General features: G+C 62.5%; 25 protein-coding genes and 1 tRNA gene. 20 read left to right on the forward strand and 6 right to left on the reverse strand.

The genetic code is table 11. From position 1 onward, the window contains the following. Positions 1-76: 76 nt before the first annotated feature. The 10 genes from nagZ to QQL76_RS14050 all read left to right on the forward strand — a co-directional run bounded on the left by nagZ (position 77) and on the right by QQL76_RS14050 (position 9,218). Positions 77-1,096 carry a beta-N-acetylhexosaminidase gene (nagZ, locus tag QQL76_RS14005; protein WP_499208143.1) on the forward strand — a complete coding sequence of 340 codons (1,020 nt, stop codon included), beginning with the start codon at positions 77-79 and terminating at the stop codon, positions 1,094-1,096. A 13-nt stretch (positions 1,097-1,109) separates the two neighbouring features. Further along, positions 1,110-1,946, forward strand: coding sequence for a segregation and condensation protein A (locus tag QQL76_RS14010; RefSeq protein WP_499208144.1), 837 nt, complete (start codon positions 1,110-1,112; stop codon positions 1,944-1,946). Next, on the forward strand, positions 1,939-2,646 hold the full coding sequence (scpB, locus tag QQL76_RS14015) for an SMC-Scp complex subunit ScpB (RefSeq protein ID WP_499208145.1): 708 nt from the start codon (positions 1,939-1,941) through the stop codon (positions 2,644-2,646). Before QQL76_RS14010 ends, scpB begins: the two co-directional genes overlap by 8 nt. Before the next feature lie 168 nt (positions 2,647-2,814). Then, positions 2,815-3,027: a twin-arginine translocase TatA/TatE family subunit gene (locus QQL76_RS14020; RefSeq protein ID WP_126010517.1), complete on the forward strand. Its 213-nt coding sequence runs from the start codon at positions 2,815-2,817 to the stop codon at positions 3,025-3,027. A gap of 47 nt (positions 3,028-3,074) precedes the next feature. After that, positions 3,075-3,872 (forward strand): Sec-independent protein translocase subunit TatB, encoded by a 798-nt coding sequence (tatB, locus tag QQL76_RS14025; RefSeq protein ID WP_499208146.1) that lies wholly within the window; start codon positions 3,075-3,077, stop codon positions 3,870-3,872. Then, positions 3,869-4,693, forward strand: coding sequence for a twin-arginine translocase subunit TatC (gene tatC, locus QQL76_RS14030; protein WP_499208147.1), 825 nt, complete (start codon positions 3,869-3,871; stop codon positions 4,691-4,693). Before tatB ends, tatC begins: the two co-directional genes overlap by 4 nt. Positions 4,694-4,814: 121 nt before the next feature. Then, positions 4,815-6,098, forward strand: coding sequence for a serine--tRNA ligase (gene serS / locus QQL76_RS14035; protein ID WP_499208148.1), 1,284 nt, complete (start codon positions 4,815-4,817; stop codon positions 6,096-6,098). Between the two features lie 30 nt (positions 6,099-6,128). Next, positions 6,129-6,899: a 5'/3'-nucleotidase SurE gene (surE, locus tag QQL76_RS14040; protein WP_499208149.1), complete on the forward strand. Its 771-nt coding sequence runs from the start codon at positions 6,129-6,131 to the stop codon at positions 6,897-6,899. Between the two features lie 9 nt (positions 6,900-6,908). Next, a complete protein-coding gene (locus tag QQL76_RS14045; protein ID WP_245451297.1) occupies positions 6,909-7,571 on the forward strand; it encodes a protein-L-isoaspartate(D-aspartate) O-methyltransferase in 663 nt (220 codons plus the stop codon). Between the two features lie 102 nt (positions 7,572-7,673). Next, positions 7,674-9,218: a LysM peptidoglycan-binding domain-containing M23 family metallopeptidase gene (locus tag QQL76_RS14050; RefSeq protein WP_499208150.1), complete on the forward strand. Its 1,545-nt coding sequence runs from the start codon at positions 7,674-7,676 to the stop codon at positions 9,216-9,218. 60 nt (positions 9,219-9,278) lie between these two features. Here the strand turns inward: QQL76_RS14050 and QQL76_RS14055 are convergent, their stop codons facing one another. Beyond that, positions 9,279-10,166, reverse strand: a complete 888-nt coding sequence (locus QQL76_RS14055; protein ID WP_404862014.1) for an ATP-binding protein — start codon at positions 10,164-10,166, stop codon at positions 9,279-9,281. A 182-nt stretch (positions 10,167-10,348) separates the two neighbouring features. Between QQL76_RS14055 and yajC the strand changes: the two genes are divergently transcribed. From yajC to QQL76_RS14090, 7 genes are all read left to right on the forward strand, one after another. Continuing rightward, positions 10,349-10,672 carry a preprotein translocase subunit YajC gene (gene yajC, locus QQL76_RS14060; protein ID WP_499208151.1) on the forward strand — a complete coding sequence of 108 codons (324 nt, stop codon included), beginning with the start codon at positions 10,349-10,351 and terminating at the stop codon, positions 10,670-10,672. A gap of 100 nt (positions 10,673-10,772) precedes the next feature. Continuing rightward, positions 10,773-13,340 (forward strand): protein translocase subunit SecD/SecF, encoded by a 2,568-nt coding sequence (gene secDF / locus QQL76_RS14065; protein WP_499208152.1) that lies wholly within the window; start codon positions 10,773-10,775, stop codon positions 13,338-13,340. 4 nt (positions 13,341-13,344) lie between these two features. Beyond that, complete coding sequence (locus QQL76_RS14070; RefSeq protein WP_126010508.1) at positions 13,345-13,731, forward strand: Mth938-like domain-containing protein; 387 nt, start codon at positions 13,345-13,347, stop codon at positions 13,729-13,731. A gap of 6 nt (positions 13,732-13,737) precedes the next feature. Then, positions 13,738-14,604, forward strand: a complete 867-nt coding sequence (locus tag QQL76_RS14075; RefSeq protein WP_499208153.1) for a phytoene/squalene synthase family protein — start codon at positions 13,738-13,740, stop codon at positions 14,602-14,604. Between the two features lie 119 nt (positions 14,605-14,723). Further along, positions 14,724-15,185, forward strand: a complete 462-nt coding sequence (locus tag QQL76_RS14080; RefSeq protein ID WP_499208154.1) for a hypothetical protein — start codon at positions 14,724-14,726, stop codon at positions 15,183-15,185. Beyond that, a complete protein-coding gene (locus tag QQL76_RS14085) occupies positions 15,172-16,116 on the forward strand; it encodes a sterol desaturase family protein (RefSeq protein WP_499208155.1) in 945 nt (314 codons plus the stop codon). Before QQL76_RS14080 ends, QQL76_RS14085 begins: the two co-directional genes overlap by 14 nt. Next, positions 16,113-17,876 carry a DUF4153 domain-containing protein gene (locus QQL76_RS14090; RefSeq protein WP_499208156.1) on the forward strand — a complete coding sequence of 588 codons (1,764 nt, stop codon included), beginning with the start codon at positions 16,113-16,115 and terminating at the stop codon, positions 17,874-17,876. Before QQL76_RS14085 ends, QQL76_RS14090 begins: the two co-directional genes overlap by 4 nt. 22 nt (positions 17,877-17,898) lie before the next feature. Here QQL76_RS14090 and trmFO read toward each other — a convergent pair whose 3' ends face one another. The 4 genes from trmFO to QQL76_RS14110 all read right to left on the reverse strand — a co-directional run bounded on the left by trmFO (position 17,899) and on the right by QQL76_RS14110 (position 20,167). Then, positions 17,899-19,335 carry a methylenetetrahydrofolate--tRNA-(uracil(54)-C(5))-methyltransferase (FADH(2)-oxidizing) TrmFO gene (gene trmFO / locus QQL76_RS14095; RefSeq protein WP_499208157.1) on the reverse strand — a complete coding sequence of 479 codons (1,437 nt, stop codon included), beginning with the start codon at positions 19,333-19,335 and terminating at the stop codon, positions 17,899-17,901. A gap of 43 nt (positions 19,336-19,378) precedes the next feature. Continuing rightward, positions 19,379-19,519 carry a YjiS-like domain-containing protein gene (locus QQL76_RS14100; protein ID WP_404862007.1) on the reverse strand — a complete coding sequence of 47 codons (141 nt, stop codon included), beginning with the start codon at positions 19,517-19,519 and terminating at the stop codon, positions 19,379-19,381. 184 nt (positions 19,520-19,703) lie between these two features. Next, positions 19,704-19,847, reverse strand: a complete 144-nt coding sequence (locus tag QQL76_RS14105) for a DUF1127 domain-containing protein (protein ID WP_499208158.1) — start codon at positions 19,845-19,847, stop codon at positions 19,704-19,706. Positions 19,848-20,026: 179 nt separating this feature from the next. Next, positions 20,027-20,167: a DUF1127 domain-containing protein gene (locus QQL76_RS14110; protein WP_126010500.1), complete on the reverse strand. Its 141-nt coding sequence runs from the start codon at positions 20,165-20,167 to the stop codon at positions 20,027-20,029. Positions 20,168-20,963: 796 nt separating this feature from the next. Here QQL76_RS14110 and QQL76_RS14115 point away from each other — a divergent pair. The 3 genes from QQL76_RS14115 (at position 20,964) to QQL76_RS14125 (ending at position 24,294) form a co-directional block, all read left to right on the forward strand. Beyond that, positions 20,964-21,048, forward strand: a tRNA-Leu gene (locus QQL76_RS14115). Positions 21,049-21,146: 98 nt separating this feature from the next. Next, positions 21,147-22,631: a trigger factor gene (gene tig, locus QQL76_RS14120; protein WP_499208159.1), complete on the forward strand. Its 1,485-nt coding sequence runs from the start codon at positions 21,147-21,149 to the stop codon at positions 22,629-22,631. 118 nt (positions 22,632-22,749) lie between these two features. After that, positions 22,750-24,294 carry a cryptochrome/photolyase family protein gene (locus tag QQL76_RS14125; RefSeq protein ID WP_499208160.1) on the forward strand — a complete coding sequence of 515 codons (1,545 nt, stop codon included), beginning with the start codon at positions 22,750-22,752 and terminating at the stop codon, positions 24,292-24,294. Positions 24,295-24,310: 16 nt separating this feature from the next. Here QQL76_RS14125 and radC read toward each other — a convergent pair whose 3' ends face one another. Then, on the reverse strand, positions 24,311-25,081 hold the full coding sequence (radC, locus tag QQL76_RS14130) for a JAB domain-containing protein (protein ID WP_499208161.1): 771 nt from the start codon (positions 25,079-25,081) through the stop codon (positions 24,311-24,313). Positions 25,082-25,090 lie beyond the last annotated feature (9 nt).

Consider the following 25,090-nt stretch of genomic DNA (forward strand, 5'->3'; position numbering starts at 1 on the left):
AGCCGGAACATTCTAAAGATGTTGATGGCCGGGTGGCGTGCTACCCGGTCTCTGCCTCGGTCGCTATCATGGCGGGATGACCGAATCAAAAGCGATGATCCTGGGCCTCAAAGGCCCCGAAATTCTCCCGGAAGAGCGCAGCTTCTTCGAAGCGGAGCGCCCCTGGGGTTTCATTCTTTTCTCTCGAAACATCGTTGATGCCGACCAGCTTCGCGCGCTGACGGCCGACCTCAGGTCGATCGCAGGCGACCGGCCCCTTCCGATCTTCATCGATCAGGAAGGCGGGCGGGTTCAGCGTTTGCGGCAGCCATTCGCGCCCAACTATCCACCGGGCGCCCGCCTGGGCGACATCTATCGCCAGGACCGCCAGAGCGGCTTGCGCGCTGCCTGGCTGCTGTCACGCATCCACGCCTTCGACCTTAATCGTTTCGGGATCAATGCCGATTGCCTTCCGGTTCTCGACATTCCCGTTCCCGGCAGCCACGACGTGATCGGTGACCGTGCTTATGGCACCGATCCGGTCACGGTTGCGGAGATGGGCGAGGCGGCCATGCAGGGCCTTCTCGCGGGTGGCGTTCTTCCGGTCATCAAGCACATTCCCGGCCATGGCCGGTCACGGGGAGATTCGCACCTCGAACTGCCGGTGGTGGATGAATCCCTCGAAGAACTGGAAGCAACGGATTTCAAGCCGTTCGCCGCACTGAACAAGGCGCCGATGGCGATGACCGCGCATGTGGTCTACCGTGCGATCGATGCCGATCATCCGGCGACGACCTCCAGAAAGGTCATCGCCGACATCATCCGCGGCCGGATGGGCTTCGACAGCTTACTGATGTCGGACGATGTGTCCATGAAGGCGCTGGCCGGCTCTTTCGCTGACCGGACACGGGCGATCTTTGCAGCCGGCTGCGATATGGCCCTGCACTGCAATGGCGACATGGACGAGATGACCGCCATTGCGGCCGAGACGCCCGTCCTTGAAGGCCGCCCGCTCGAACGTGCCAAAGCCGCGCTTGAAGGCTTGTCATACAGGGACGATGCGGATGAGCGCGCCATTCGCGACGAATTCGAGGGACTGACCCAAGCCGTGGCTTGAGAGGGCTGTTCAGATGCTGCCGAAGCCTGTCGAAAGCGCAAGCCAGACAACCGTCAGCCCGGCGGAGGCGTTGCCCTGGGATGCGCCCGAGCGCAGACCGGAAGAAGCTCTGCACATCGACGTGGATGGTTTTGAAGGCCCGCTCGATCTGCTGCTGCATCTCGCGCGACACCAGCGTGTTGATCTGGCACGGATCTCGATCCTTGCGCTTGCCGAGCAATATCTGGATTTCATCGATCAGGCGCGAAAGGTTCGGCTCGAACTCGCGGCCGATTACCTCGTCATGGCGGCCTGGCTTGCGTTCTTGAAATCGCGCCTGCTTTTGCCGAAGCCCGCCAAGGACGATGGGCCGAGCGGCGAGGAGTTGGCGGCGCAACTCGCCTTCCGGCTGAAGCGGCTTGAAGCCATGCGCGAGGCTGCAGCCCGCCTCGTCAACCGCAACCGGCTTGGCCGCGACGTCTTCGCGCGTGGGGCGCCGGAGGAGATCGAAGCCGAACGCGGCTCGAAGTTTCAGGCCTCGCTCTATGATCTCCTGATCGCCTATGCCTCTCAGCGCCAGCGGCTCGCCGTCACAACGGTCACGATTGCCTCGCGGGCGGTGTGGTCGCTTGCCGATGCCCGCGCGATCCTCACCCGCATGGTTGGCACGATTGAAGAGTGGACAGCGCTCGACCAGTTCCTCGTGCGCTACCTGTCGCGGCCCGAGGAGCGCGCCAGCGCCATGGCCAGTGCCTTCGCGGCATCGCTCGAACTGGTGCGGGAAGGGCATCTGGACATCCGCCAGGCCGAGCCCTTCGCCCCTATCTACCTGCGCCGGGGCCCGAAGGCGGGTGCACAACCCAATGGCTGATATCGTTCCTCTGAAGCCTGGTCAGAAGGGCACGTCGACCGGGCTCGATGCCGAGATCGACGAGGCCGCGCGCATCGCGGAAGCGCTGATTTTTGCTTCGGCCGAACCGGTCGACGAAGCGCTGATCGTCCGCAAGCTGCCGCAGGGCATCAACGTGCGCGTCGTCATGGATCGGCTCATGCACCACTATGCCGACCGCGGCGTGAACCTGGTCCGGGTCGGCGATGCCTGGGCGTTTCGCACCGCCGCCGATCTTGCCTTCCTGATCCGGGACGACAAGACCGAGATACGCAAATTGTCGCGGGCAGGTCTCGAAGTGCTCGCGATCATCGCCTATCACCAGCCGGTGACACGGGCGGAAATCGAGGAAATCCGGGGTGTGGCGACGTCGAAAGGCACGCTGGACGTGTTGCTGGAATCTGGCTGGGTTCGCATGCGCGGCCGACGCCGGTCGCCGGGCCGCCCTGTGACCTATGGAACCACGAACGGCTTCCTCGACCATTTCGGCCTGGCCGAGCTCGGGGATCTGCCGGGAGTGGAGGAATTGAAGGGCGCCGGTCTCCTTTCCGGGCGCGTTCCGGCCAATTTCAGCTTCCCGATGCCGGGAGAGGGCGAGGAACTCGCCGAGGACGAAGATCCGATCACGCAGATGGACCTCGAAGAGCTCGGCCTGCTTGCGCCACGCGGCGAAGAGAATTGAAATCACCGCGGAATAGATCGAGCGGCCAGCCGTTTATCAGCTTGAAGACTGATGCCCAATCGATTGCACGTGCGCAATGATTGGGCTAACCACTGGCAGGATTGAATTTGAAAGGGGCTGGCTCGTATCCCACATGAGGGAAGCGGGCGTGCCGCATGGGAGAATGTGATGGGTAGCTTTAGCATCTGGCACTGGCTGATCGTTCTGGTCGTCGTTCTGCTTCTTTTCGGCCGCGGCAAGATCCCCGAGCTGATGGGCGACGTCGCAAAAGGCATCAAGAGTTTCAAGCGGGGCATGAGCGACGACGAGACTGCGGCAACGCCGGACAGCTCCAAGACGGTCGAGCACCAGGCTGAAGAGCGCAAGGATCGGGTGAGCTAAGTCGGTCCGACCGTCTTTAGAGCTCAGCGCGAGGAGCGTTCACTTCCATGTTGGACTTAGGTTGGGGAGAAATCCTCGTCATCGCGATCGTGCTGATCCTCGTCGTCGGCCCGAAGGACTTGCCGCGCGTGTTGCGGACATTCGGGCGGACGATGACGAAGCTCAGATCCATGGCCGGCGAATTCCGCAGCCAATTCGACGAGGCTCTGAAGGAAGCGGAGCTCGATGACGTTCGAAAGACCGTCAACGACGCTCGTAGCCTCAATCCCGCCCGCGAATTGCGCGATGCGCTGAACCCGCTGAAGCAGGCGGGCGACGACCTTCGCTCCGACATCAACAAGGCCATGCGCGACAAGCCGACCGTCGCGCAGAAGGATCCATCGGCTCCGGCGCCTGGTTCGGACGCCGCAAATCCGGTGCCTGCATCTACGCCGCCAGCCGTCGCGGCTGCGTCGTCTGCCGCGGCGTCCGGCGCTGCAGCATCGACCTCATCCACTTCGGCCTCATCTGCAGCCGCTGTTTCAAAGCCGGAAGCAGTTGCCAAGCCAGTAGCGGCCGCCAAGCAAGTTGCTCCAGCCAAGTCGACCACATCCGCCAAGCCGGCTGCGTCCGCCAGCGCCGCGCCGAACAGCACGGCAGGTGTCGCCAAGCCTGAAGCCGTGAGTGCGACAACGGTTGGTGCGCCGCCGAGCAGTGTGCGCAAGCCAGCTGCAACGAAAACCCCACGATCGAAGCCGGCGTCGTCGGCCAGTGCCGCCGATCCGAAGCCGAACCAGGCGTCTGCCGATAAGCCTGCTGCCGCGCCAAGAGCCCGTCAGGCAGCAAAAAAGACAGGTGAAGCGTGAGCGCGGACATCGAGGACAAGCCCCAGCCACTGATCGAGCATCTCATCGAGCTTCGTTCGAGGCTGATGTGGGCTGTCGGCGCGTTCTTCCTCGCCTTCCTCGTCTGCTTTTTCTTCGCTCAGCCGTTGTTCAACATCCTCGTCTATCCATTCCAGTGGGCCGTCGTCTGGGCCGGGCTGGACGGCCGCGAGGTCGAGCTGATCTACACGGCGCCGCAGGAATTCTTCTTCACGCAGATCAAGATCGGCATGTTCGGCGGCCTGGTGCTCGCCTTTCCGGTGATCGCGGCGCAGATCTACAAGTTCGTTGCCCCGGGCCTCTACAAGAACGAGAAGCAGGCATTTCTGCCGTTCCTGGTGGCTTCGCCGATCCTGTTTCTGGTTGGTGGCGCGCTCGTCTATTTCTTCTTCACGCCCATGGTCATGTGGTTTTTCCTGGCCATGGAGCAGACCGGCGCAGGCGGCGAAGTCGCGATCCAGTTGCTCCCGCGCGTCTCGGAATATCTCGGTCTGGTCATGACCTTGATCTTCGCGTTCGGCCTGGTGTTCCAGTTGCCGGTCGTCACAACGCTGATGGTCAAGTCCGGATTGATCACGGTCCAGTCGTTGATCGACAAGCGCAAATTTGCGATCGTCATCGCCTTCGTGGCTGCCGCCATCCTGACCCCGCCGGATCCGGTTAGCCAGATCGGTCTCGCGCTGCCCACGATCCTTCTTTACGAGATCTCCATCTGGATCGGTCGTCGCATCGAACGCCAGCGTAAGGAAGATGAGGCGAAAGCCGAGGCCGCAGAGCAGGCAACGGTTCCAGCCAAGGACTGATCCTCCGAGCGGGAGTGCGTGTCGCGAGGGGCGGGGCTTCCGCTTGCCTCTCAAATCGCGTAGAGCGCGCGCACGGTCATTGAACCCAATTCCACGCAGCTCGAAGACTTTTGGACGCGACATGCTCGATATCAAATGGATCCGTGACAATCCCGGCCTCATGGACCAGGCACTGAGGAAGCGCGGTGCCGAGCCCATTGCCGCGCGTCTGATCGCGCTGGATGAAGCGCGCCGCGCGGAGATTGCGCGGCTTCAGGACATGCAGTCGCGCCGCAACGCCGCCTCGAAAGAGATCGGCACTGCGATGGCGGCCGGTGACAAGGAGCGCGCCGAGGCCCTGAAAGCCGAGGTTGCTGGTCTCAAGCAGGCGATGCAGGACAGCGAAGAGGCTGCACGTCGCAATGACGAGGAACTGTCGGCAGCGCTCAGCGTGCTGCCGAACATCCCGGCCGACGACGTGCCCGAGGGCGCCGACGAAACCGACAATGTCGAAATCCGTACCCATGGTGAAAAACCGACCTGGAATCATCCGGCCAAGGAGCATTTCGAGATCGGTGAAGCGCTTGGCGGCATGGATTTCGAGGGTGCCTCCAGGATCTCCGGCGCACGTTTCACGGTCCTCAAGGGCGATCTCGCCCGGCTGGAACGCGCGCTTGGTCAGTTCATGCTGGACCTGCACACGACTGAGCACGGTTATCAGGAAGTCTCGCCGCCCTTGCTGGTGCGTGACCCGGCTTTGTTCGGCACAGGTCAGCTGCCGAAGTACGAAGAAGATCTCTTCAAGACCGGCGATGGCCGCTATCTGATCCCGACCGCCGAAGTGCCTCTGACGAACCTCGTGCGCGACGAGATCGTGGACATCGCCGCATTGCCGCTGCGCTTCACGGCGCTGACGCCGAGCTTCCGCTCCGAAGCGGGTTCGGCCGGCCGCGACACGCGCGGAATGCTGCGTCAGCATCAGTTCATGAAATGCGAGCTCGTCTCCATCACCGATGCGGAGAATTCGGTGGCGGAGCATGAGCGGATGACAGCCTGTGCGGAGGAGGTCCTGAAACGCCTCGGCCTGCATTACCGTGTCGTGACGCTCTGCACCGGCGACATGGGCTTCAGCGCTCGCAAGACCTACGACATCGAAGTCTGGCTGCCTGGCCAGAACGCCTATCGCGAAATTTCATCCTGCTCCGTCTGCGGCGACTTTCAGGCGCGGCGGATGAACGCCCGTTACCGCGTTGCCGGCGAGAAGACGATGCGCTTCGTGCACACGCTGAACGGGTCGGGTATAGCGGTCGGGCGCGCACTCATTGCCGTGTTGGAGAACTATCTGAACGCGGATGGGTCTGTCACCATCCCCGAGGCTCTGGTTCCTTACATGGGTGGCAAGACGCGGATCGAGGCAGTTCGCTAGGACGGACGGACAAACAAGGGAGCGAGGCGCTTGCGCATTCTTCTGACCAATGACGACGGCATCCATGCCGAAGGCCTGAAGGTGCTGGAGCGCATCGCGGCAACGCTGTCCGATGACGTGTGGGTCGTCGCGCCGGAAACCGATCAGAGCGGTCTCGCCCATTCGCTGACCCTGTCGGAGCCATTGCGCTTGCGCAAAGAGGGCGACCGGCGTTTCGCACTGCGCGGCACGCCGACCGATTGCGTCATCATGGGCGTGCGCGAAGTGATGAATAGCCCCCCAGATCTCGTGCTGTCCGGCGTCAATGCAGGCCAGAACATCGCCGAAGACGTGTCCTATTCCGGCACCGTTGCCGGTGCGATCGAAGGCACGCTGCTCGGCATCAGGTCGATCGCGCTCAGCCAGGCGTTTCTGTCCCATCGTGAACGCCGCATCGACTGGGAAACGGTCGGCCGCCACGCACCGGCGCTGTTGAAGCGTCTCATCGGCCTGGAGATCCCGCGCGACACCTTCCTCAACGTCAACTTCCCGCCTTGCGGTCCGGAAGATGTCGTCGGCGTCAAAGTGGCGTCGCAGGCCCGCCGCCTGCATGGCCTGTCGATGGAAAAGCGCGCGGACGGGCGCGGCTTTCCCTATTACTGGCTGCGGTTCTCCCGCGATGCTGCCGAAGACATTGCACCCGGCACCGATGTCGAGGCGATGACCGAAAATCGCATATCGGTAACGCCGCTTAAACTGGATATGACCGATTATAAGTTTCAGGCGCACCTGGCAGAGGTGCTGCAAGACGCAGCAGAGTGATCGTCGTCCTTGATTGACAGCCGAAATCCTCTTGGAGAGATCGAAGGCTTTGCGAGCCTGCTCCTGCGTTTGCGGCGGGAAGGCATCGCGGACGCGACCCTGCTTGCCGCCTTGGAAGAGACGCCCCGCTCGCAATTCGTGCCCCCGATCCATGCGGATCTGGCGTACTCGTCGCGGATGATTCCGATCGAGTGCGGCACCTTCATGGAAGGCGCGGACCTGATGGCGCGTCTTCTTTACCAGCTCGATCTGAAGGCGGGGCAGCGGGTGCTGGAAGTCGGCACCGGCTCCGGTTTCGCCGCAGCCGTCATGGCGCGCATCGTCGACCGAGTGGTCAGCGTCGAGCGCTACCGTACGCTGCATGCCATTGCGCAGCAGCGGCTGGAGCATTTCGGCCTGCGCAATGTCGCGCTCAAGCTCGCCGATGGCCGGCAGGGTGTCGCCGGCGAGGGGACATTCGATCGCATCTTCGTCGCGGGCGCCTTCGAGCAGATGCCGCGAAGCTTCGTCGATCATCTTGCACCGGAAGGGCAGATGCTGACGGGCATCATCAAGGAAAACGGCCGGGTCGTCCTGTCGCGGCTCACTCGCATCGGCAACCGCTTCGAACGCACCGATGGGCCTGAGCTGCCCTATCTGCCGCTGGTCCCCGGCGTCGCAGCGCGCATCTAATAGCGGAAATCACGAAATCGATCGGCTTTTCTGCGGGTTATTCGCATCTTGTGCGGGACAATGCGTGGCGCATTAACCGGCGGGTAACATTAACAGGGCTTAATGACGGTCATGCGTATCTGCGTCGTCTTGGGGCTCTACATGCGAAAGACTGGTCCATCTAAATCCGCCAAATCCGCCGGCGTCATCGGCGCGGCACTGCTGGCCGTCCTTCTCGCCGGCTGCAGCTCTGAATCCCTGAGGCTTGGCGGTCTCGACAATTTCACCACCGCCACGGTGCCGACCCCGCAGGAAAACGTTGGCCAGGGTGGCATGGCGCAGGGCATGGCGGCGCCTCAGCAGGCAGCGGCTTCCCAGCCTTACCCCGGCGATCAAAGCTATTCTTCCGGCCAGTATGCGCTCGCTCCGACCGGTGGCGTGCAGCGTTCGCAGTTGGCGCCGACATCGTCCGCCCCCATGGCGCCGGACACCATGACGACGGCAACGACCCCGGTTGCCACGGCGCCGGTCATTCCTCCGGCAACGGCGAGCGCCAACCGGCCCCGTGGCTGGTCGACCGAAGGTGCGCCGCGCGTCACCGTGCAGCCGAACGAAACACTCTTCAGCATTTCGCAGCGTTACAGCGTGCCGGTCGAGCAGATCATGCAGGCAAACGGCATCAGCGATGCATCCCAAATCAGAAGCGGTCAGCAGATCGTCATCCCGGGCTATAGCCGCGGCGGCACCGTTGCTTCGGCAGCGCCTGCCCAGTCGGCGCCTGCCCAGCCTGCGGCTCCCTCAGCTCAGCAGATGGCAGCCGCTTCGCCGGCGGTGGATCCGCGTCTTGCCGAACGGTCGCTCAACGAGCAGGCCGCGCAGCTGACAGCGCCTGCCGCCTCGGCTCCTTCGGCGGGTGGTTCAACCTACACCGTCAAGGCAGGCGATACGCTGAGCCGCATTTCGCGTGAGACCGGTGTTTCCGTCGCAGCTCTTCGCCAGGCGAACAACATTTCCGGCGACAACATCCGTCTTGGCCAGACGCTGAACCTGGGTGGTGCAGCCGCTCCGCAGCCGGCGGCTACCGCTGTCGCACAGGCGCCCGCTCAGCAGCCACGTGTCGACCCACAGCAGACCGCCGCCGTCACCACTGCTGCCGCCGCACCCGCCGCCCAGCCGCAGCAGCCTGCGGCGCCGCAGCAGAGCTACACGCCCCCGGCGGCCAGCGAGCCAGCTGCACGCATCGACGACGCCGTCGGCAACGATGTCGCCGCGATCGCTCCGGAAGCAACGGGCATCGGCAAGCTTCGCTGGCCGGTACGCGGTCAGGTCGTAACGGCGTTCGGTGCTCAGGATGGCAGCGTGCGCAATGACGGCATCGACATTTCGGTCCCGGAAGGCTCTGAGATCAAGGCAGCCGAGAACGGCGTCGTCATTTATGCAGGCTCCGGCCTCAAGGAATACGGCAACACCGTTCTGGTGCGTCACGACAACGGCTTGGTCACGGTTTACGGCCATGCAAGCGAGCTGAAAGTCAATCGAGGCGACAACGTCACGCGCGGTCAGGTCATCGCGGCATCGGGCATGACGGGCACGGCAACACAGCCGAAAGTCCATTTCGAGGTGCGCGAAAACGCCACGCCGGTGGACCCGACCCGCTTCCTCGACTGACAGTCGATCACAAGTTTCAAAAATCGCGGCGCCCATGTGGCGCCGCTTTCGTTTGCGCCGTCAGGCGCGCCGGGCTGTGAGCGCCTTACCGCTTCGGCCGGCGAGATCCTGAATGTACTGCCAGGCGACGCGGCCGGACCGATCGCCCCGCGTCGTCGCCCATTCAAGCGATTCTCGCCTGAGCGTGTCCGCATCGGCATCGAGGCCGTAATGGCTGGCATAGGACGTCACCATGGCAAGGTAGTCGTCCTGGCTGCATTTGTGAAAGCCGAGCCAGAGCCCGAACCTGTCCGACAGAGAGACTTTTTCCTCAACCGCCTCGGAGGGATTGATCGCCGTCGAGCGCTCGTTCTCCATCATGTCGCGCGGCAGCAGGTGGCGGCGGTTGGACGTCGCGTAAAACAACACGTTCTCCGGACGCCCCTCGATCCCGCCATCAAGCGCGGCCTTGAGCGATTTGTAGTCCGTATCGTCGTGATCGAACGATAGATCGTCGCAGAAAAGGAGGATGCGGTACGCCGTTTCCAGGCGCAGAACAGCCATCAGACGCGGTAGAAGAGCGATGTCTTCGCGGTGAATTTCCACGAGCTTCAGCGGCGGCCGTGCTGGATCGGCGCTTGCCGTCAGCGTCGCATGCGTCGCCTTGATCAGGGAAGATTTGCCCATGCCGCGCGCGCCCCAGAGCAGCACGTTGTTGGCCGGGAGGCCATCGGCAAACCGTTGCGTGTTTTCAACGAAGATGTCGCGGACGCGATCCACGCCCTTGATGAGGCTGAGGTCAATACGGTTCGGCTGAGGCACAGGCTTCAGCGTTCCAGTCTCACCTTCGAAGAGGAAGCACTGCGCCGCGGCGAGATCCGGTTTCGGCCACTGACGACCGCCTCGCTCGACAGCCAGGCGCAGCAAGCGCACCTCCTCGATCAACTCGCTCAACACTGCCTTCGTCATCCGCCTCTACCCAGCCTCCACCAACGTTGAGGGCGCGGTTAGCATGTCATGCCACCGGGCGAAAGACGACGGCTTGGATGACGCGCCCAGTTCGGTTGCATTCCAAGGCGTCGTGGCTATATTCCGCGCACGCCAAGGGGGGCAAGAAGCCGCCGCAACGAGTTTTCCGAAGGAGCCTATTCATGTTCGTCACTCCGGCCTATGCGCAGACCGCGGGCGGCGGCGCCGAGATCGTCATGTCGATCCTGCCGTTCATCCTGATCTTCGTCATCATGTACTTCCTCATCATCCGGCCCCAGCGCCAGCAGATGAAGAAGCGCGAAGAAATGCTGAAAGGCATCCGCCGCGGCGACCAGATCGTCACGGGCGGCGGCATCCTGGCGCGCGTCACCAAGGTGATCGACGACACGGAACTGGAAGCGGAAATTGCCGAGGGCACGAAGGTCCGTATCGCCCGCGCGCTGATTGCCGACGTCCGCGTCAAGGGCGAGCCGGTCAAGGAATAGCCCTTCGCCGTAGAAAGACCATCCTGCGCTCCTAGAGGGGGCGCATAGACCGCGGACCGATGGAGCCATCGGTCCGCAATCCAATTGGAAGCACCCCGCCATGCTGTATTTCGACCGCTGGAAAACCATCCTGATCTGGCTCGTGGTTCTCGCCGGCGTCGTCGTCGCGGCACCGAACCTGGTCTCGCAGGAACGGCTGGCGGGTCTGCCCGATTGGCTGCCCAAGCGGCAGATGACACTGGGCCTTGATCTGCAGGGTGGCGTCCATCTCCTGCTCGAGATCGATCGCGACGACATCGTCGAAGAGCGTCTGCGCACCGTCGAGAGCGACGTCAGGCAGTATCTGCGTGAAGCCGGCATCGGCTATACCGGTCTCGTGCGCTCCGATACGTCGGTCCGCGTTCGCATCCGTGATGCCGAGCAACTGGCTGCAGCGCGCACGGCTCTCCAGCCGCTGACGGCGCCGGTCAATTCCGGCCTGTTTGGTGGCGGAACCGTGAGCGAAGTCGCGATCGAAGAGCCGGAAACGGGCGTCCTCAACATCGGGCTTACCGATTCCGGTATCGATTACCGCATGTCGTCGGCGGTGGCGCAGTCCGTCGAAGTGGTTCGCCGCCGTATCGACGAACTCGGTACGACCGAGCCGACCATCCAGCGCCAGGGTTCCAACCGCGTGCTCGTGCAGGTTCCAGGCGAAGCCGATCCGCAGCGCGTCAAGGATCTGATCGGTCAGACCGCTCGCCTGTCGTTCCGCATGGTCGATACGTCCATCCCCGTGCAGGAAGCGATCAACGGACGGCCGCCGGCCACGTCGGAAGTGCTTCAGTCCGTCGAAGGTGATCAGCCTTATCTCGTCGAGATCCGCGAGCTCGTTTCGGGCGAAAGCCTCACCGACTCCCAAGCTGGTTTCGATCAGCGCACCAATGAGCCGATCGTGACATTCCGCTTCGATTCACGCGGCGCCCAGGCATTTGGCGCAGCAACGCAACAGAATGTCGGCCGTCCTTTCGCGATCGTGCTCGACAACCAGGTCATCTCCGCACCTGTCATCAACGAACCTATCCTCGGTGGTTCTGGCCAGATTTCCGGCAGCTTCACGCCGCAGACGGCCAACGACCTTGCCATCCTCCTGCGCGCCGGTGCGCTGCCGGCGGACCTGACCGTCGTCGAGGAACGCGCTGTCGGTCCGGGTCTCGGTGCCGATTCCATCGCGGCCGGCCAGTTCGCATCGATCATCGGCGGCCTGCTGGTCGTCGTGTTCATGGTCGTGGCCTATGGCCAGCTCGGCATCATCGCCAACATCGCCCTCGTCGCCAACGTCGCGCTCATTATCGCGACGCTGACATTCCTGGGTGCAACGCTCACCTTGCCCGGCATCGCCGGCATCATCCTCACCATGGGCATGGCGGTGGATTCCAACGTCATCATCTATGAGCGCGTGAAGGAAGAGCGCAGACAGGGACGCAGCCTCGTCCAGTCGCTCGATGCGGGCTTTTCCCGCGCCATGGCGACGGTTCTCGATGCCAACATGACCACGCTGATCGCCGCTGTGATCCTGTTCTATCTCGGCTCCGGCCCGGTTCGCGGCTTCGCCATCACGCTTGCGATCGGCATCGTGACGACCGTCTTCACCGCCTTCACGCTGACCCGCTGGCTGATCGCGTTCTGGCTGCGCCGTGCCAAGCCGAAGGAAATGCCGAAGGGCATGGTCACGCTGGTGCCGCCGGATACGAAGATCGGCTTCATGCGCTGGCGCAAGGCTGCCTTCGGCTTCTCGATCGTCTCGTCGATTGCCGCAATCGCCATGTTCTTCACCATGGGCCTGAACTACGGCATCGATTTCCTCGGCGGTTCGAGCATCGAAGTCCGTGCCCAGTCGGGCGCAGCCGACGTTGCCGATGTTCGTGAGCGCCTCGGCAGCCTGCAGATCGGCGAGGTCCAAGTTCAGGAATTCGGTTCCGAAAGCGATCTGCTCGTCCGCATCGGCTCTGCCGAAGACGACGTGACGACGCAGGCCAATGTCACCGCCGCACAACAGGAACTGGCATCCGACTACGAAATCCGGCGTGTTGAAGTGGTCGGGCCAACGGTTTCGTCGGAACTGGCACTGGCCGGCACGATCGGCGTTCTCGCCGCGATGGCGGCGATGCTCGTCTACATCTGGCTGCGGTTCGAATGGCACTTTGGCCTGGGCGCCATTGCCTCGACCCTGCATGACGTGATCCTGATGATCGGGTTCTTCGTGCTCTTCGGCATCGAATTCAATCTGACCAGTATCGCGGCCATCCTCACGATCGTCGGCTATTCGATCAACGACACCGTGGTGGTCTACGATCGCGTGCGTGAGAATCTGCGGCGCTACAAGAAGATGCCGTTGATCGAGCTTCTTGATCTGTCGATGAACCAGACGCTTTCGCGGACAGTGCTCACCGGCATCACGACGCTGCTGGCCCTGACTGCGCTCTACCTTTTCGGCGGTGAAGTCATTGCCTCGTTCACGCTGGCCATGATCATCGGCATCGTCGTCGGCACTTACTCGTCGATCTTCATCGCCGGTCCGATGCTCGTGCTTTTCAACCTTCGTCCAGGCGCGCTGTCGCTCGACGATGGCAACGAGCGCGGCAGCACGACCGAGGGTGCGATCGATCAGCGTCCTGGAACGGCCTGAGCCCATGGCGAAAGGCATCGTCATTCGCGAAGCGCACTTTCCGGGCCGGGCACCCATCGACGCATATGGGGACGGTGGCTTCCGGTTTGCCGACATGTCGCATCGCGGATCGCTGCTGTGCCTCCCGTCGGGCATTCACGGCTGGTCGGCGGAGGAGGGCGCGGCACTGGATGTCGAGCTGTTCGAGCGGGTGCTGGCGGAAGCCGGCGACATTGAGGTGTTGCTGGTCGGCACGGGCCGCGAAATCCGGCCTCTCCCCAAGGAACTGAAGGCCGCGTTTCGGGCAGCCGGGATGACGTCCGATCCGATGAGTACAGGTGCGGCCGTGCGGACATACAACGTCATGCTAGCCGAATCGCGCGCTGTCGCCGCCGCCTTGATCGTCGTTTGATCCCCCATGGATCGCGAGGCCGACGGCACGCTCACGCAACACGAAGCATACTGCCTCGCTGAGCTGCGCGAGCTCGACCGGGACCGCTATCTCGCCTGCCTGCTTTCACCGGCTTCGGTCCGCGGAGCGCTCGCTTCGCTCTACCTGTTCAACGCAGAGATTGCGCGTGTTCGCGACCTCGTACGGGAGCCATTGGCTGGCGAAGTGCGCCTGCAGTGGTGGCGCGATGTGATCACCGGTTCGGGTACGAGCACCGCAGCAGGCCACCCGGGTGCCGAGGCGCTGCTCGCTACGATCGACCGACACCGCCTGCCGCGCGATGCCTTCGATCGGTTCATCGAAGCCCGCCTCTTCGATCTTTACGATGATCCCATGCCGGACCGCGCAGCCTTCGAAGCCTATGCCGGTGAGACGGCAGCGACGGTCATCCAGCTCGCGGCAGTGATTCTGGGTGGAGAGCGGGCAACGAGCGCTGCGGAAGCAGCAGGCCATGCAGGCGTTGCACAGGCGGTCGCCGGCACGCTGCTCCTGCTGCCCATCCACCATGCACGCGGCCAGCTGCTGGTGCCGGGCGATATTCTCTCGGCATGCGGCACCGATGCCGAATCGTTTCTGGGTGAGCGGCACCACGAAGGATCGGTGATTGCAGCCCTCGTCGCCTATGGACGCGATCATCTCGCGCGCGCCCGCAACGCCGCGAAACGGATGGATAGGGACCTGTTCGCTGCGTTCCTGCCGATTGCGCTCGTTGCCCCGATCCTTGATCGTGCGGCGCGATCGGGGCAGACGATCGAAGACCTCTCGCGCATACAGCCACCCCAGTGGCGGCGACAGCTCAGGTTGCTCCGGGCTGCCTCCACAAGTCGTTTCTAACCACGCCAAAGCGGCGCAACGAAGGTGCTTGATCATTGGGCCGTTCATTGACGGCTTGACCGGCAGGGGGAGCTGGCTGCAAGGCTGATGCGTATTCACGCTCTTGGGAGGCGGTTGCAGTGAGTCTCGGTCTGCTCGTTGCCATTGTGATAGGCGGTATCGTGCTCGTCGTCCTGACGGTTCATCGCTCAGGCGGGTCCGCACAGGCATTGCTGGACGATGCCGGCGCCGCGATCGTTGAATTCGGCAAGGCCTATCCGGCTCTTCCCATCCGCGACGTCGTGCTGACCGCCGATCGCCGCGCGGCGTTCCTGCGCCTTGCCGACCAGCAGACGGGCTTCGTTCAGGCACACGGACGTCACACGATTGCACGCCTGCTGCAGGGAGGCGCCGTGCATGTGTCGGCAGGGCCGGAAGCGCGCTCCCTCGCGATCGATTTCAAGGAAACCACCTTCAAGGACGGCGTTTTCGTGTTCGCATCGGCGGAAGACGCCGCCGAAGTGTCGCTATGGCTCATCGGAGCCCTGATTGCTGCCAGGGATGAAGAGCGGCCGGCCCGGGGAGAGAATGGCGATGCCTGATTTTCCGGATGTCACGCAACTCGCCATCCCGCTGTTCATCGGCGCGATGCTCATCGAAATCGTGCTGATCCGTCGGTTCAAGCGGCGCGGTGCCTTCGAAACGCGCGATACGCTGGCGAGCCTGCTGCTCGGCACCGGCAATGTCGTCTCCGGTCTGCTGCTTGGTTTCGTGTCTTTCGGCGTTTTGATCTGGGCATGGGACTACCGCATCTTCGATTTCGGCACGTCGTGGTGGGCCATCGCGCTCTGCTTCGTGCTCGATGATCTGCGCTACTACTGGTATCACCGCATCGCCCATCGTTCGCGCTGGGTCTGGGCGGAGCATGTGATCCACCATTCCTCGCAGCACTACAATCTCTCCACCGCGCTTCGCCAGAGTTGGACCGGCACCTTCACGGGCATGTTCATCCTGCGGCTGCCGTTGGTGCTGATCGGCTTCCATCCACTCGTCATCCTGTTCGTCGGTGGGCTGAACCTCGTCTATCAGTTCTGGATCCATACCGAGACGATCGGAAAGATGTGGCGGCCGATCGAATGGATCTTCAACACGCCATCGCATCATCGCGTGCACCACGCGACCAATCCGCGGTACCTGGATGCCAACTATGCCGGTTGCCTGATCGTTTGGGATCGCATGTTCGGCACGTTCGTTCCGGAACTGGATAGCGACCAGCCGCGCTATGGGATCGTCCGCAATGTCGGCACCTTCAATCCGATCCGGCTCGCATTTCACGAGTGGATCGACATGTTCAAGGATGCCGCACGCCCCGGGCTGACCTTGCGCCAGAGGCTCGGATACCTGTTCGCGCCGCCAGGCTGGAGCCACGATGGCTCGCGTCAGGGATCGCTCGAACTGAAGGAAGAGTATGTGCGACAGAACCCTGATCAGATCGGAACGCCGGGCCTGCCGGGGCAGGGCGTAGCTCCGTGACATCAGTGGAGCAGAACCAGTCTTCGACCGGCCCGCGCAAGGGCTGGGGCAGCGTGATCGGCGAGATGTTCGATGGCACGCTCAATGCGCTGCGGCGTTTTCCAGTTGTGGCGCTGCTTCTGGTGCTCATCACCATCGAGGCGAATGGCCGAGTTGGCGAATGGTGGCCGCTGTTCTGGGGCGACCGCGGTTTCGCCTATCCGTTGACGGTCGCCACCATAGCGGCACTGGCTGTCTGTCTGTCGCTACAGTCGCGGCGATTGGGGCGACTACCCGAACTGCTGGCCGCGCTTCTCGCCTTCTGTCTGATCGAGTGGAAAGAAGCCGTTCGTATTTACGAGCAGACATTCGTCGTCGCACTCGCTGGACTGGTCCTTGTCGGCCCATTCCTGCAGCGCGGGAGCAGCGAAAGTTTCTGGCTGTTCGTGGTGCGTTTCCTGTTCGCCGGCTTGCTCGGGCTTCTTGCCCTGCTTCTCTTTGCCGGCGGCTTCTCCGCAATCCTCGCGAGCCTCACCTATCTCTTTGGCATCGCGGTACCGGAGCAGGTCTATGGCCATGTCTGGGCGACAGTCGGCTGCTTTGCAGCGCCCTTGTTCGCGCTTGGCCAATTGCCGGCGGCGACAGATTTCGACACACCTGAAGACGCTCCTGTTCCCGTGCGGCGCGGCATGCAGGTGCTTGGCGATTATGTGGCCGCACCGCTGCTGGTCATTTACGCCGTGCTCCTGCACATCTATGCCGCGACAATTATCCTGTCCGGTGACTGGCCGGCAGGCCAGGTGGGTTGGCTCGTGCTCACCTTCGGCGTCTGCCTGTTTGCAGCGCTGATGGTCATCCACCCGTTCCTCTCCAGCGCCCGGCCGCCGACACGACTGCTCCTGCGCTGGTGGCCGGTCATGCTTCCCGTACCGCTGCTCCTTCTTTTGTTGGCAACCTGGCAGCGCATCTCGGTCTATGGCGTAACGCCGGATCGCTATCTGCTTGTGCTTTTTGGAGTGGTGACGGCGGCGATCCTTCTCGCGCAACTGCGGCCGAGCCTTCGCGGCGACATCCGGGTCATCGCGGCTCTTCCCGTTCTGGCGCTTCTCGTCACGTCCTTCGGACCCCAGGGTGCAGTCAGCATCTCGATCGAAAGCCAGAGCGAGCGGTTTCGTGCAATGGTCGCCGATCCGCCCTTCACGCCGGAAGAGAACGCCGAGGCACTCGACATTCTCAGCTATCTCGAAGTCGCAGGTGGGCTCGGCGCGGTCGAGCCGGAGGTTCTGCCGAGTTCTGCCGAAGCAGGCACAGGCCTGTTACGCCGCATCGCGGTGGCCTATGGCCTTGATCCGACACTGCGAACCACGGGCGAAGCAGGCCAGTTCAGCCGATCTTTCCAAACATCGGGTGTCATCGCCACGAACGGCTACGACATCCTGCTCGTCGATTTCTCTGCCTACCGCGGAACGACTGCGCGCAACTGGTCCGTGCCGGGGCTGTCGCAGCCGCTGTCGATCAGCCTGCGGGACAACTCCCTGACGCTCAGCAGCGAAGGCGAAACGGTCGTCTTCGACGTTCCGGTCGACACATTGTTGGAGATGGAAGACGGGACGCCAGCCGAAGCGGCCGAGATCACACTCTCGAGCCAAGGGCGCCAGATCAGCATTCAGCCGAACTACGTCACCTTCGATCGGTTCGATGCGCCGTCGCTCGCCAACATCGGCGGCGTTCTCTTGCTCAGGCTGTCTGACTGGAGCAGCGACGGCCCTGCCCAGCGCTGAGCGAAGGGCCGGGTTTTCGCGGCTACTCGGCGGCTTGACGAAAATCGCTTTCGCCAAGCCATGCGGCGCAATCGGCGAGCGCGCGATGTGCCATGGCGCGCTTCTTGGCGACCGTTTTGTCCTTGCCGCGAAAGCGCTTCACGCCCTCCGGCCGCACGATCGCTCCCGGGTCCAGTGGCGGGAACAGACCGAAATTGACGTTCATCGGCTGGAACGACCGCTTGCCCGGCTCATCGTCGGAAACGATATGGCCACCCGTAATATGCCCCAGCAGCGACCCGAAAGCGGACGTCGCAGGTGGCACGGAGGGCGCAAGGCCCTTGGCCTCCGCCGCAGCGAAGCGACCGGCCAGGAGACCGATTGCGGCCGATTCGACATAGCCTTCGCAGCCCGTAATCTGTCCGGCAAAGCGGATGTCCGAACGCGCCTTCAGGCGCAGCGTCGCGTCGAGCAGCACCGGCGAGTTGAGATAGGTGTTGCGATGCAGGCCACCGAGACGGGCGAATTCGGCATGCTGCAGCCCGGGTATCATCCGGAAGATCTCGGTCTGTGCGCCATATTTCAGCTTGGTCTGGAAGCCGACCATGTTGAAGAGCGTACCGAGAGCATTGTCCTGGCGCAGCTGGACGACCGCGTAGGCCTTCTCGGTCGGCTTGTGGGCGTTGGTCAGGCCCATCGGCTTCATCGGCCCATGGCGAAGCGTTTCGCGGCCTCGCTCGGCCATTACTTCGATCGGGAGGCAGCCATCGAAATAGGGCGTGCCTTCCCAATCCTTGAAGCTCGTCTTGTCGCCGGCCAGCAATGCGTCGACGAAGGCGTTGTATTCCGCTTCCGTCATCGGGCAGTTGATATAGTCTTTGCCCGTGCCGCCGGGGCCGACCTTGTCGTAGCGCGACTGATACCAGCAGATATCCATGTCGATGGACTCGGCGTGGACGATCGGCGCGATCGCATCGAAGAAGGCGAGGGCATCGGCACCCGTGACTTCACCGATCGATTCGGCGAGCGAGGGCGCCGTCAGGGGACCGGTGGCGATGATCGTCCGACCCCATTCGACGGGTGGCAGGCCCGTCACTTCCTCACGCTCGATGGTGACGAGCGGATGGTCGTTCAGCGCCTTCGTCACGGCGTCGGAAAAGCCCACTCGGTCGACGGCAAGCGCGCCTCCTGCCGGCACCTGATTGCGGTCGCCGCACGCCATGATGAGCGACCCGGCAAGCCGCATCTCGGCATGCAGGACGCCGACCGCGTTCGTCTCCGCATCGTCCGACCGAAACGAGTTCGAGCAGACGAGTTCGGCGAGGCCGTCGGTGAGGTGGGCATCGGTGCCGCGGATCGGTCGCATTTCGTGGAGAACGACGGGAACGCCTGCCTGAGCGATCTGCCAGGCGGCTTCCGAGCCTGCAAGTCCTCCGCCGATCACGTGAACGGGCTTTGGGTGATCTGCTGTATCTGTCATGCGCGCGTCATATCATTCTGGCGCGGCAAGGCCAACGGGCGTTTCAGCGCGCCTGGCGTCCGCTGCGGGCAACGTCGAAACGCGTCAGGCCGATGTCTTCGAGCGTCTCGTTGGAGAGGCCGCGAAGCGTGTTCATGGTGCGGCGACGGCTGAGCCACGACCGGGCATTGTTGAGAATGAGCATGGTTCACCTGATTGGGATGTGACGGCGCACGAGCCGTCTCTTGGTGCTGCTTCTACTGCCCATTGGCGAGCGTAAGTAGCGCTGATGTCCGAGGCCAGCCATGCGAGGCAGGCAGCGCTGGGATCAATCCGAAGCGGCAACCATGAAATGCCGATTTTTCAGGCATGTGCCGGTACTTTGAGCGTTACTTGACCGCGGTGCGAGCCACAAGCGGGATGTCGCGTCGGGTCAGCCCGAGATCAGCGAGCTCTCTGCTCGTCATCTGCTCGAGATCCGTGCAGGCGATACGGTATTGGCGCCAGCGCCGAAAGGATTCCGCAAGGCTCATGATGCTCGCTCCGTTCGGTCCGGGACCGGAATTTGGATCACGTCGCTGAAAACAAGAGCGCCCGCCGGGGGAGGAGATCCGGCGGGCGCACTTTGTTTGATCGGAAGCTGGGAGGAGGAGGGCCGCCGATCGCTCGGCCCGACACTGGGAGGAGGAGTGTGTCCGGCCGAATTTCGTAATTAGATCGCCTGGCGAGCGATGCGCGCGATGTCAGCGCGGTTTACACCGATGTCGCTGAGTTCGCGGTCCGACATGCGGGCCAGTTCGTTGCGGGTCTGACGGTACTTGCGCCAGTTGTTGAAAGTGCGTGCTACGTTCATCTTCATGTCCTTCGTATTTCCCAGGCCTGCTCTTGGGCGGCCCGATCTCGTTGGACTGAAGATAGGTGCGATCACCCAATTTGTGCAGTGCGAAATAAGCATCGTGGCTATGCGCTGGCTGCAGACCGAATGAGATCGTTAAGATTTGATTCATTTGCACGTGCATCCGCGCTTAGGCCGATGGAGCACGAGATGACGCACGACATTGCTGGCCGCCGCCGGGAACGGCGAGGCGAACCAATCATATGATTTATTTGGGAAGATCTGAAAAAAATAACGCCCGCTGGGGGAGGAGGATCCAGCGGGCGCCATTTGTAGCGATGAATGGTTGGGAGGAGGAGAACCATCCATCATATCGGAGAGGCAATGGGAGGAGGAGTTTGCCGCTCCGAATTCTTTGCCGCCTTACGGGCGACCCTCGATCGAGGCACTCAGTTGCGCCGTTCGATGACTTCAACATAAGGCGACCGATCAGATTTGTGCAGTGCAATATCTGCATGGAAGCCATGCACCTTACGCAACTCTGTCACACGTCAGCTTTTGGCCGGCCTTGCGTCCGCAATGTGAGGGGCCGATCACCGCGTTTCAAGAGCGGGCCGCTCGCTCACCGAGGCGAACACGGTGCATAAACGCGCTCGCTAGGGGAGAGTTCCATTCGATCTTGCGTCGATGCTAAAAGAGCGAAACGGCGGCGCCAAATACCCCATTTTTCCTTTGAACCCTCCAGAACGGGTGATATAGAGACGCGCGTTCAAGGCTGGCCCGCTATGCCTTGAGTGTTGATCTGGCGAGCAGAGCGGGTGTGGTGGAATTGGTAGACACGCCAGATTTAGGTTCTGGTGGCGAAAGCCGTGGGGGTTCAAGTCCCTCCACCCGCACCAGACAGAATTGAACGCCGCTTCCGGCAATTTGAATTCCGGTTCAGCGCTCCTCGACGACGTCGCGAGAGCGCTGCCAAGAACTATCAAGAAGGTGAACGATGCAGGTAACCGAGACCCTGGCCGAAGGCCTGAAGCGCGAGATCAAAGTCGTCGTGCCCGCGCAGGAGATGGAGCAGAAGCTCAACGAGCGCCTGGCCGATGCCAAGAACAAGGTCCGTCTGAACGGCTTCCGCCCCGGCAAGGTGCCGATGTCGCATCTCAAGAAGATGTACGGCAAGTCGTTCATGGCCGATCTCGTCAATGAGATCATCCGCGACAAGCCGGGCGCGATCCTGACAGAGCGCGGCGAGCGCTCCGCCACGCAGCCTGAAATCAAGATGACCGAGGACGAGGCGGAAGCCAACGAGATCCTCGACGCCAAGAAGGACTTCGAGTTCTCGCTGGCCTACGAAGTCATCCCGGCAATCGAACTCAAGGGCGATTCCAAGCTGACGGTCACGCGCGAAGTCGTCGACATTCCGGATGAGGAAGTCGAAGAGCAGGTGCTCCGCATCGCCGAGAACGCCAAGACCTATGAGACCAAGAAGGGCAAGGCTGCCGACGGCGATCGCGTGACCATCGACTATCTCGGCAAGATCGACGGCGAGCCCTTCGATGGCGGCAAGGACGACGATGCCGAACTGGTCATCGGCTCCAAGCGCTTCATTCCCGGCTTCGAAGAGCAACTGGTCGGCGTGAAGGCCGGCGACGAGAAGACGATCACAGTTTCGTTCCCGGATGATTACCCGGCGGCCAACCTTGCCGGCAAGGAAGCCACCTTCGACATCAAGGTCAAGGACGTCGCCGCTGCGGCCGAACTGACGATCGACGACGAGCTGGCCAAGAAGCTCGGCCTCGAATCGGCCGATAAGCTGCGCGAAGTCGTTCGCGGTCAGATCGAGAGCCAGTACGGCCAGATGACGCGCCAGAAGGTGAAGCGTCAGATCCTCGACCAGCTCGACGAACTCTACCAGTTCGACACGCCCGAGACGCTTGTCGACGCCGAGTTCAACAACATCTGGACGCAGATCACCCGTGATCTCGAACAGTCCGGCAAGAGCTTCGAAGACGAGGACACGACCGAGGAAGCAGCGCGCGAAGAGTATCGCAAGCTTGCCGAACGCCGCGTCCGCCTCGGTCTGGTTCTTTCCGAGATCGGCGAAAAGGCCGGCGTGAAGGTTGCCGACGAGGAAATGCAGCGCGCGCTCTATGAGCAGGTTCGCCAGTTCCCCGGCCAGGAACGCCAGATCATGGAATATTTCCAGAAGACCCCGGGTGCAGCCGCATCGCTGCGCGCGCCGATCTTCGAGGAAAAGGTCATCGATCACCTGCTTTCCGAAGCCGACGTCACCGACAAGACCGTCAGCAAGGAAGAGCTGATGGCTGAAGACGAGGACGAGACGGGCAGCAAGGCTGAAGCTTCCGAAAAGAAGCCTGCCAAGAAGAAGGCTGCCAAGAAGGACGAGACGGTTGCCGCCGACGAGGGCGAAAAGAAGCCCGCCAAGAAGAAGGCAGCCAAGAAGGACGACGCCGAAGAGGCCTGATCCTCGCTTCGGATCTCTAAGTTCGACAAGAGGCCGTCCGCAAAACGCGGGCGGCCTTTTTCAATCCTTGCAGCGCGCTATGTGCCGGACATCGGATGGATGAAGGGCTTAGACCACAGTGGCGCAAACGAAAGACCGCACGGGCGGAACGCTCAGATTTGTCCTTGGCGATCAACTGAGCCGCGACCTGTCTGCGCTGGACGGAGCCGACAAGGATCGCGACGTGATCCTGATTGCGGAAGTGGGCGCCGAGGCAAGCTACGTGCGCCATCACAAGAAGAAGATCGCCTTCCTCTTCTCCGCCATGCGCCATTTCGCACGCGATCTGGAGGGCGCCGGCTTCACCGTTCACTACATGCGATTCGACGAGGGCGTCGCGTCGCTCGAGGATGCGCTGAAGCGGGCGATCGACGCGCATGCCCCTGAAGCAGTCGTGATGACCGAGGCGGCGGAGCACCGCGTGCTGATGATGCAGAAGGAGTGGCGCGATGGGGTGGGCGTGCCGCTGACGGTTCTTCCGGACACGCGCTTCTTCTGCTCCCACAAGCGGTTCAAGGAATGGGCGGGCGAGTACCCGAAGTCGCTCCGGATGGAGTATTTCTACCGCGAGATGCGCCGCCTGACCGGCTACCTGATGGACGGCGATGCACCGGAAGGCGGGAAGTGGAACTTCGACCACGACAATCGGGTGAAGCTGCCAGCCGATCTGAAAGCGCCGAAGCGGCCGACCTATACGGTCGACGATGAGACGAAAGCGGTCCTCGCGCTCGTCGCGGAGCAGTTCAAAGACAATTTCGGTGACCTTGAGCCCTTCGATTATCCCGTCACGCGCCGGCAGGCGCTGCACTATCTCGATTGGTTCATCGACACGGCACTGCCGAATTTCGGGACCTATCAGGACGCCATGCGCCAGGGCGAGCCGTTGCTCTTTCATTCAAACCTGTCAGGTCTCATCAATTGCGGGCTCCTATCGCCGCGTGAATGCTGCGACCGCGTGGAAGAAGCGTGGCGCGACGGGGCTGTGCCGATCAACGCGGCGGAAGGCTTCATCCGTCAGGTCATCGGCTGGCGCGAATTCATCCGCGGCATCTACTGGCTGAAAATGCCGGACTATGCCGGTTCAAACGCCTTGTCGGCTGACAAGAAGCTGCCCGACTTCTTCTGGACGGCGAAAACCGAGATGAACTGCCTGAAGCAGTCGATAGGGGAGACCAAGGCAAATGCCTATGCCCATCACATTCAGCGCCTGATGGTCATCGGCAATTTCTGCCTGCTCACGGGCCTCGACCCAAAGGAAGTGCAGGAATGGTACTTGCTCGTCTACCATGACGCCTATGAATGGGTGGAGATGCCGAACGTCGTCGGCATGATCCTCTATGCCGATGGCGGCTTCTTCGCCTCCAAGCCCTATGCCGCCTCCGGCGCCTATATCGACCGGATGTCGGACTATTGCGGCAACTGCCGCTACGATGTGAAGAAGAAGAACGGCGAAAAGGCCTGTCCCTTCAACTATCTCTACTGGGATTTCCTGCTGCGCAACCGCGCCGCCTTCCAGAAGAATCACCGCATGGGCGTCATCATGAAAAGCCTCGACCGGATGGGCGAGGACAAGATCCACGCCATCAGGCGCGACAGCCGGCGATTCCTCGATCAGCTGAGCTGAACGCGGAGCCGGCCATTCACATCAGTTGCAGGCCCCGCAGGCTCGCATGGCCCTGTCGGCCAATGATGATGTGATCATGCACGACGATGCCGAGCGGCTTTCCGGTCTCCACGATGGTGCGCGTCATGTCGATATCGGCACGCGATGGTGTCGGATCCCCTGATGGATGGTTGTGCACGAGGATCAGCGCGCTTGCTGAAAGCTCCAGCGCTCGGCGCATCACCTCGCGGGGATAGACGGGCGTATGATCGACCGTGCCGGTCTGCTGCACTTCGTCTGCAATCAGGACGTTTTTCTTGTCGAGGAACAGGATACGAAACTGCTCCCGTGTCTCGAACGCCATGGCGGCATGGCAATAGTCGATCACCTGCTGCCAGGAAGCCAGCACCTGGCGCGCCGCGATCTCGCCTTTCAGCATGCGTTGGCCGACCGCCGCCACCACTTTGAGATCGAGCGCCGCCGCCTCGCCGATACCGTCGATCTCGCTGAGAAGATGCGGCGGTGCGCCGAGGACCTCCGACAAGGATCCGAACCGCGCGATCAGCGCCTTTGCGATTGGTTTTGTGTCGCGTCTGGGCAGTATGCGGAAGAGCAGAAGCTCCAGAAGCTCGTAATCTGCGAGCCCCTGGACACCATTGTCTCGAAAGCGGTCGCGCAGCCGGTCTCGGTGACCATGGTAGTGGGCCGGCGCCGTCTTCGTGGCACGAGGCGGCTGGACCGGGCCTTCTGCGAAAAAGGCGCGTTCGTCGGCGTACTGCTCGTCGTCCGGCTCTATGATCGATGCCATGACGAACGC

It is taken from the genome of Rhizobium albus, assembly GCA_030160035.1.
In the GTDB taxonomy this organism is placed as follows: Bacteria; Pseudomonadota; Alphaproteobacteria; order Rhizobiales; family Rhizobiaceae; genus Georhizobium; species Georhizobium albus.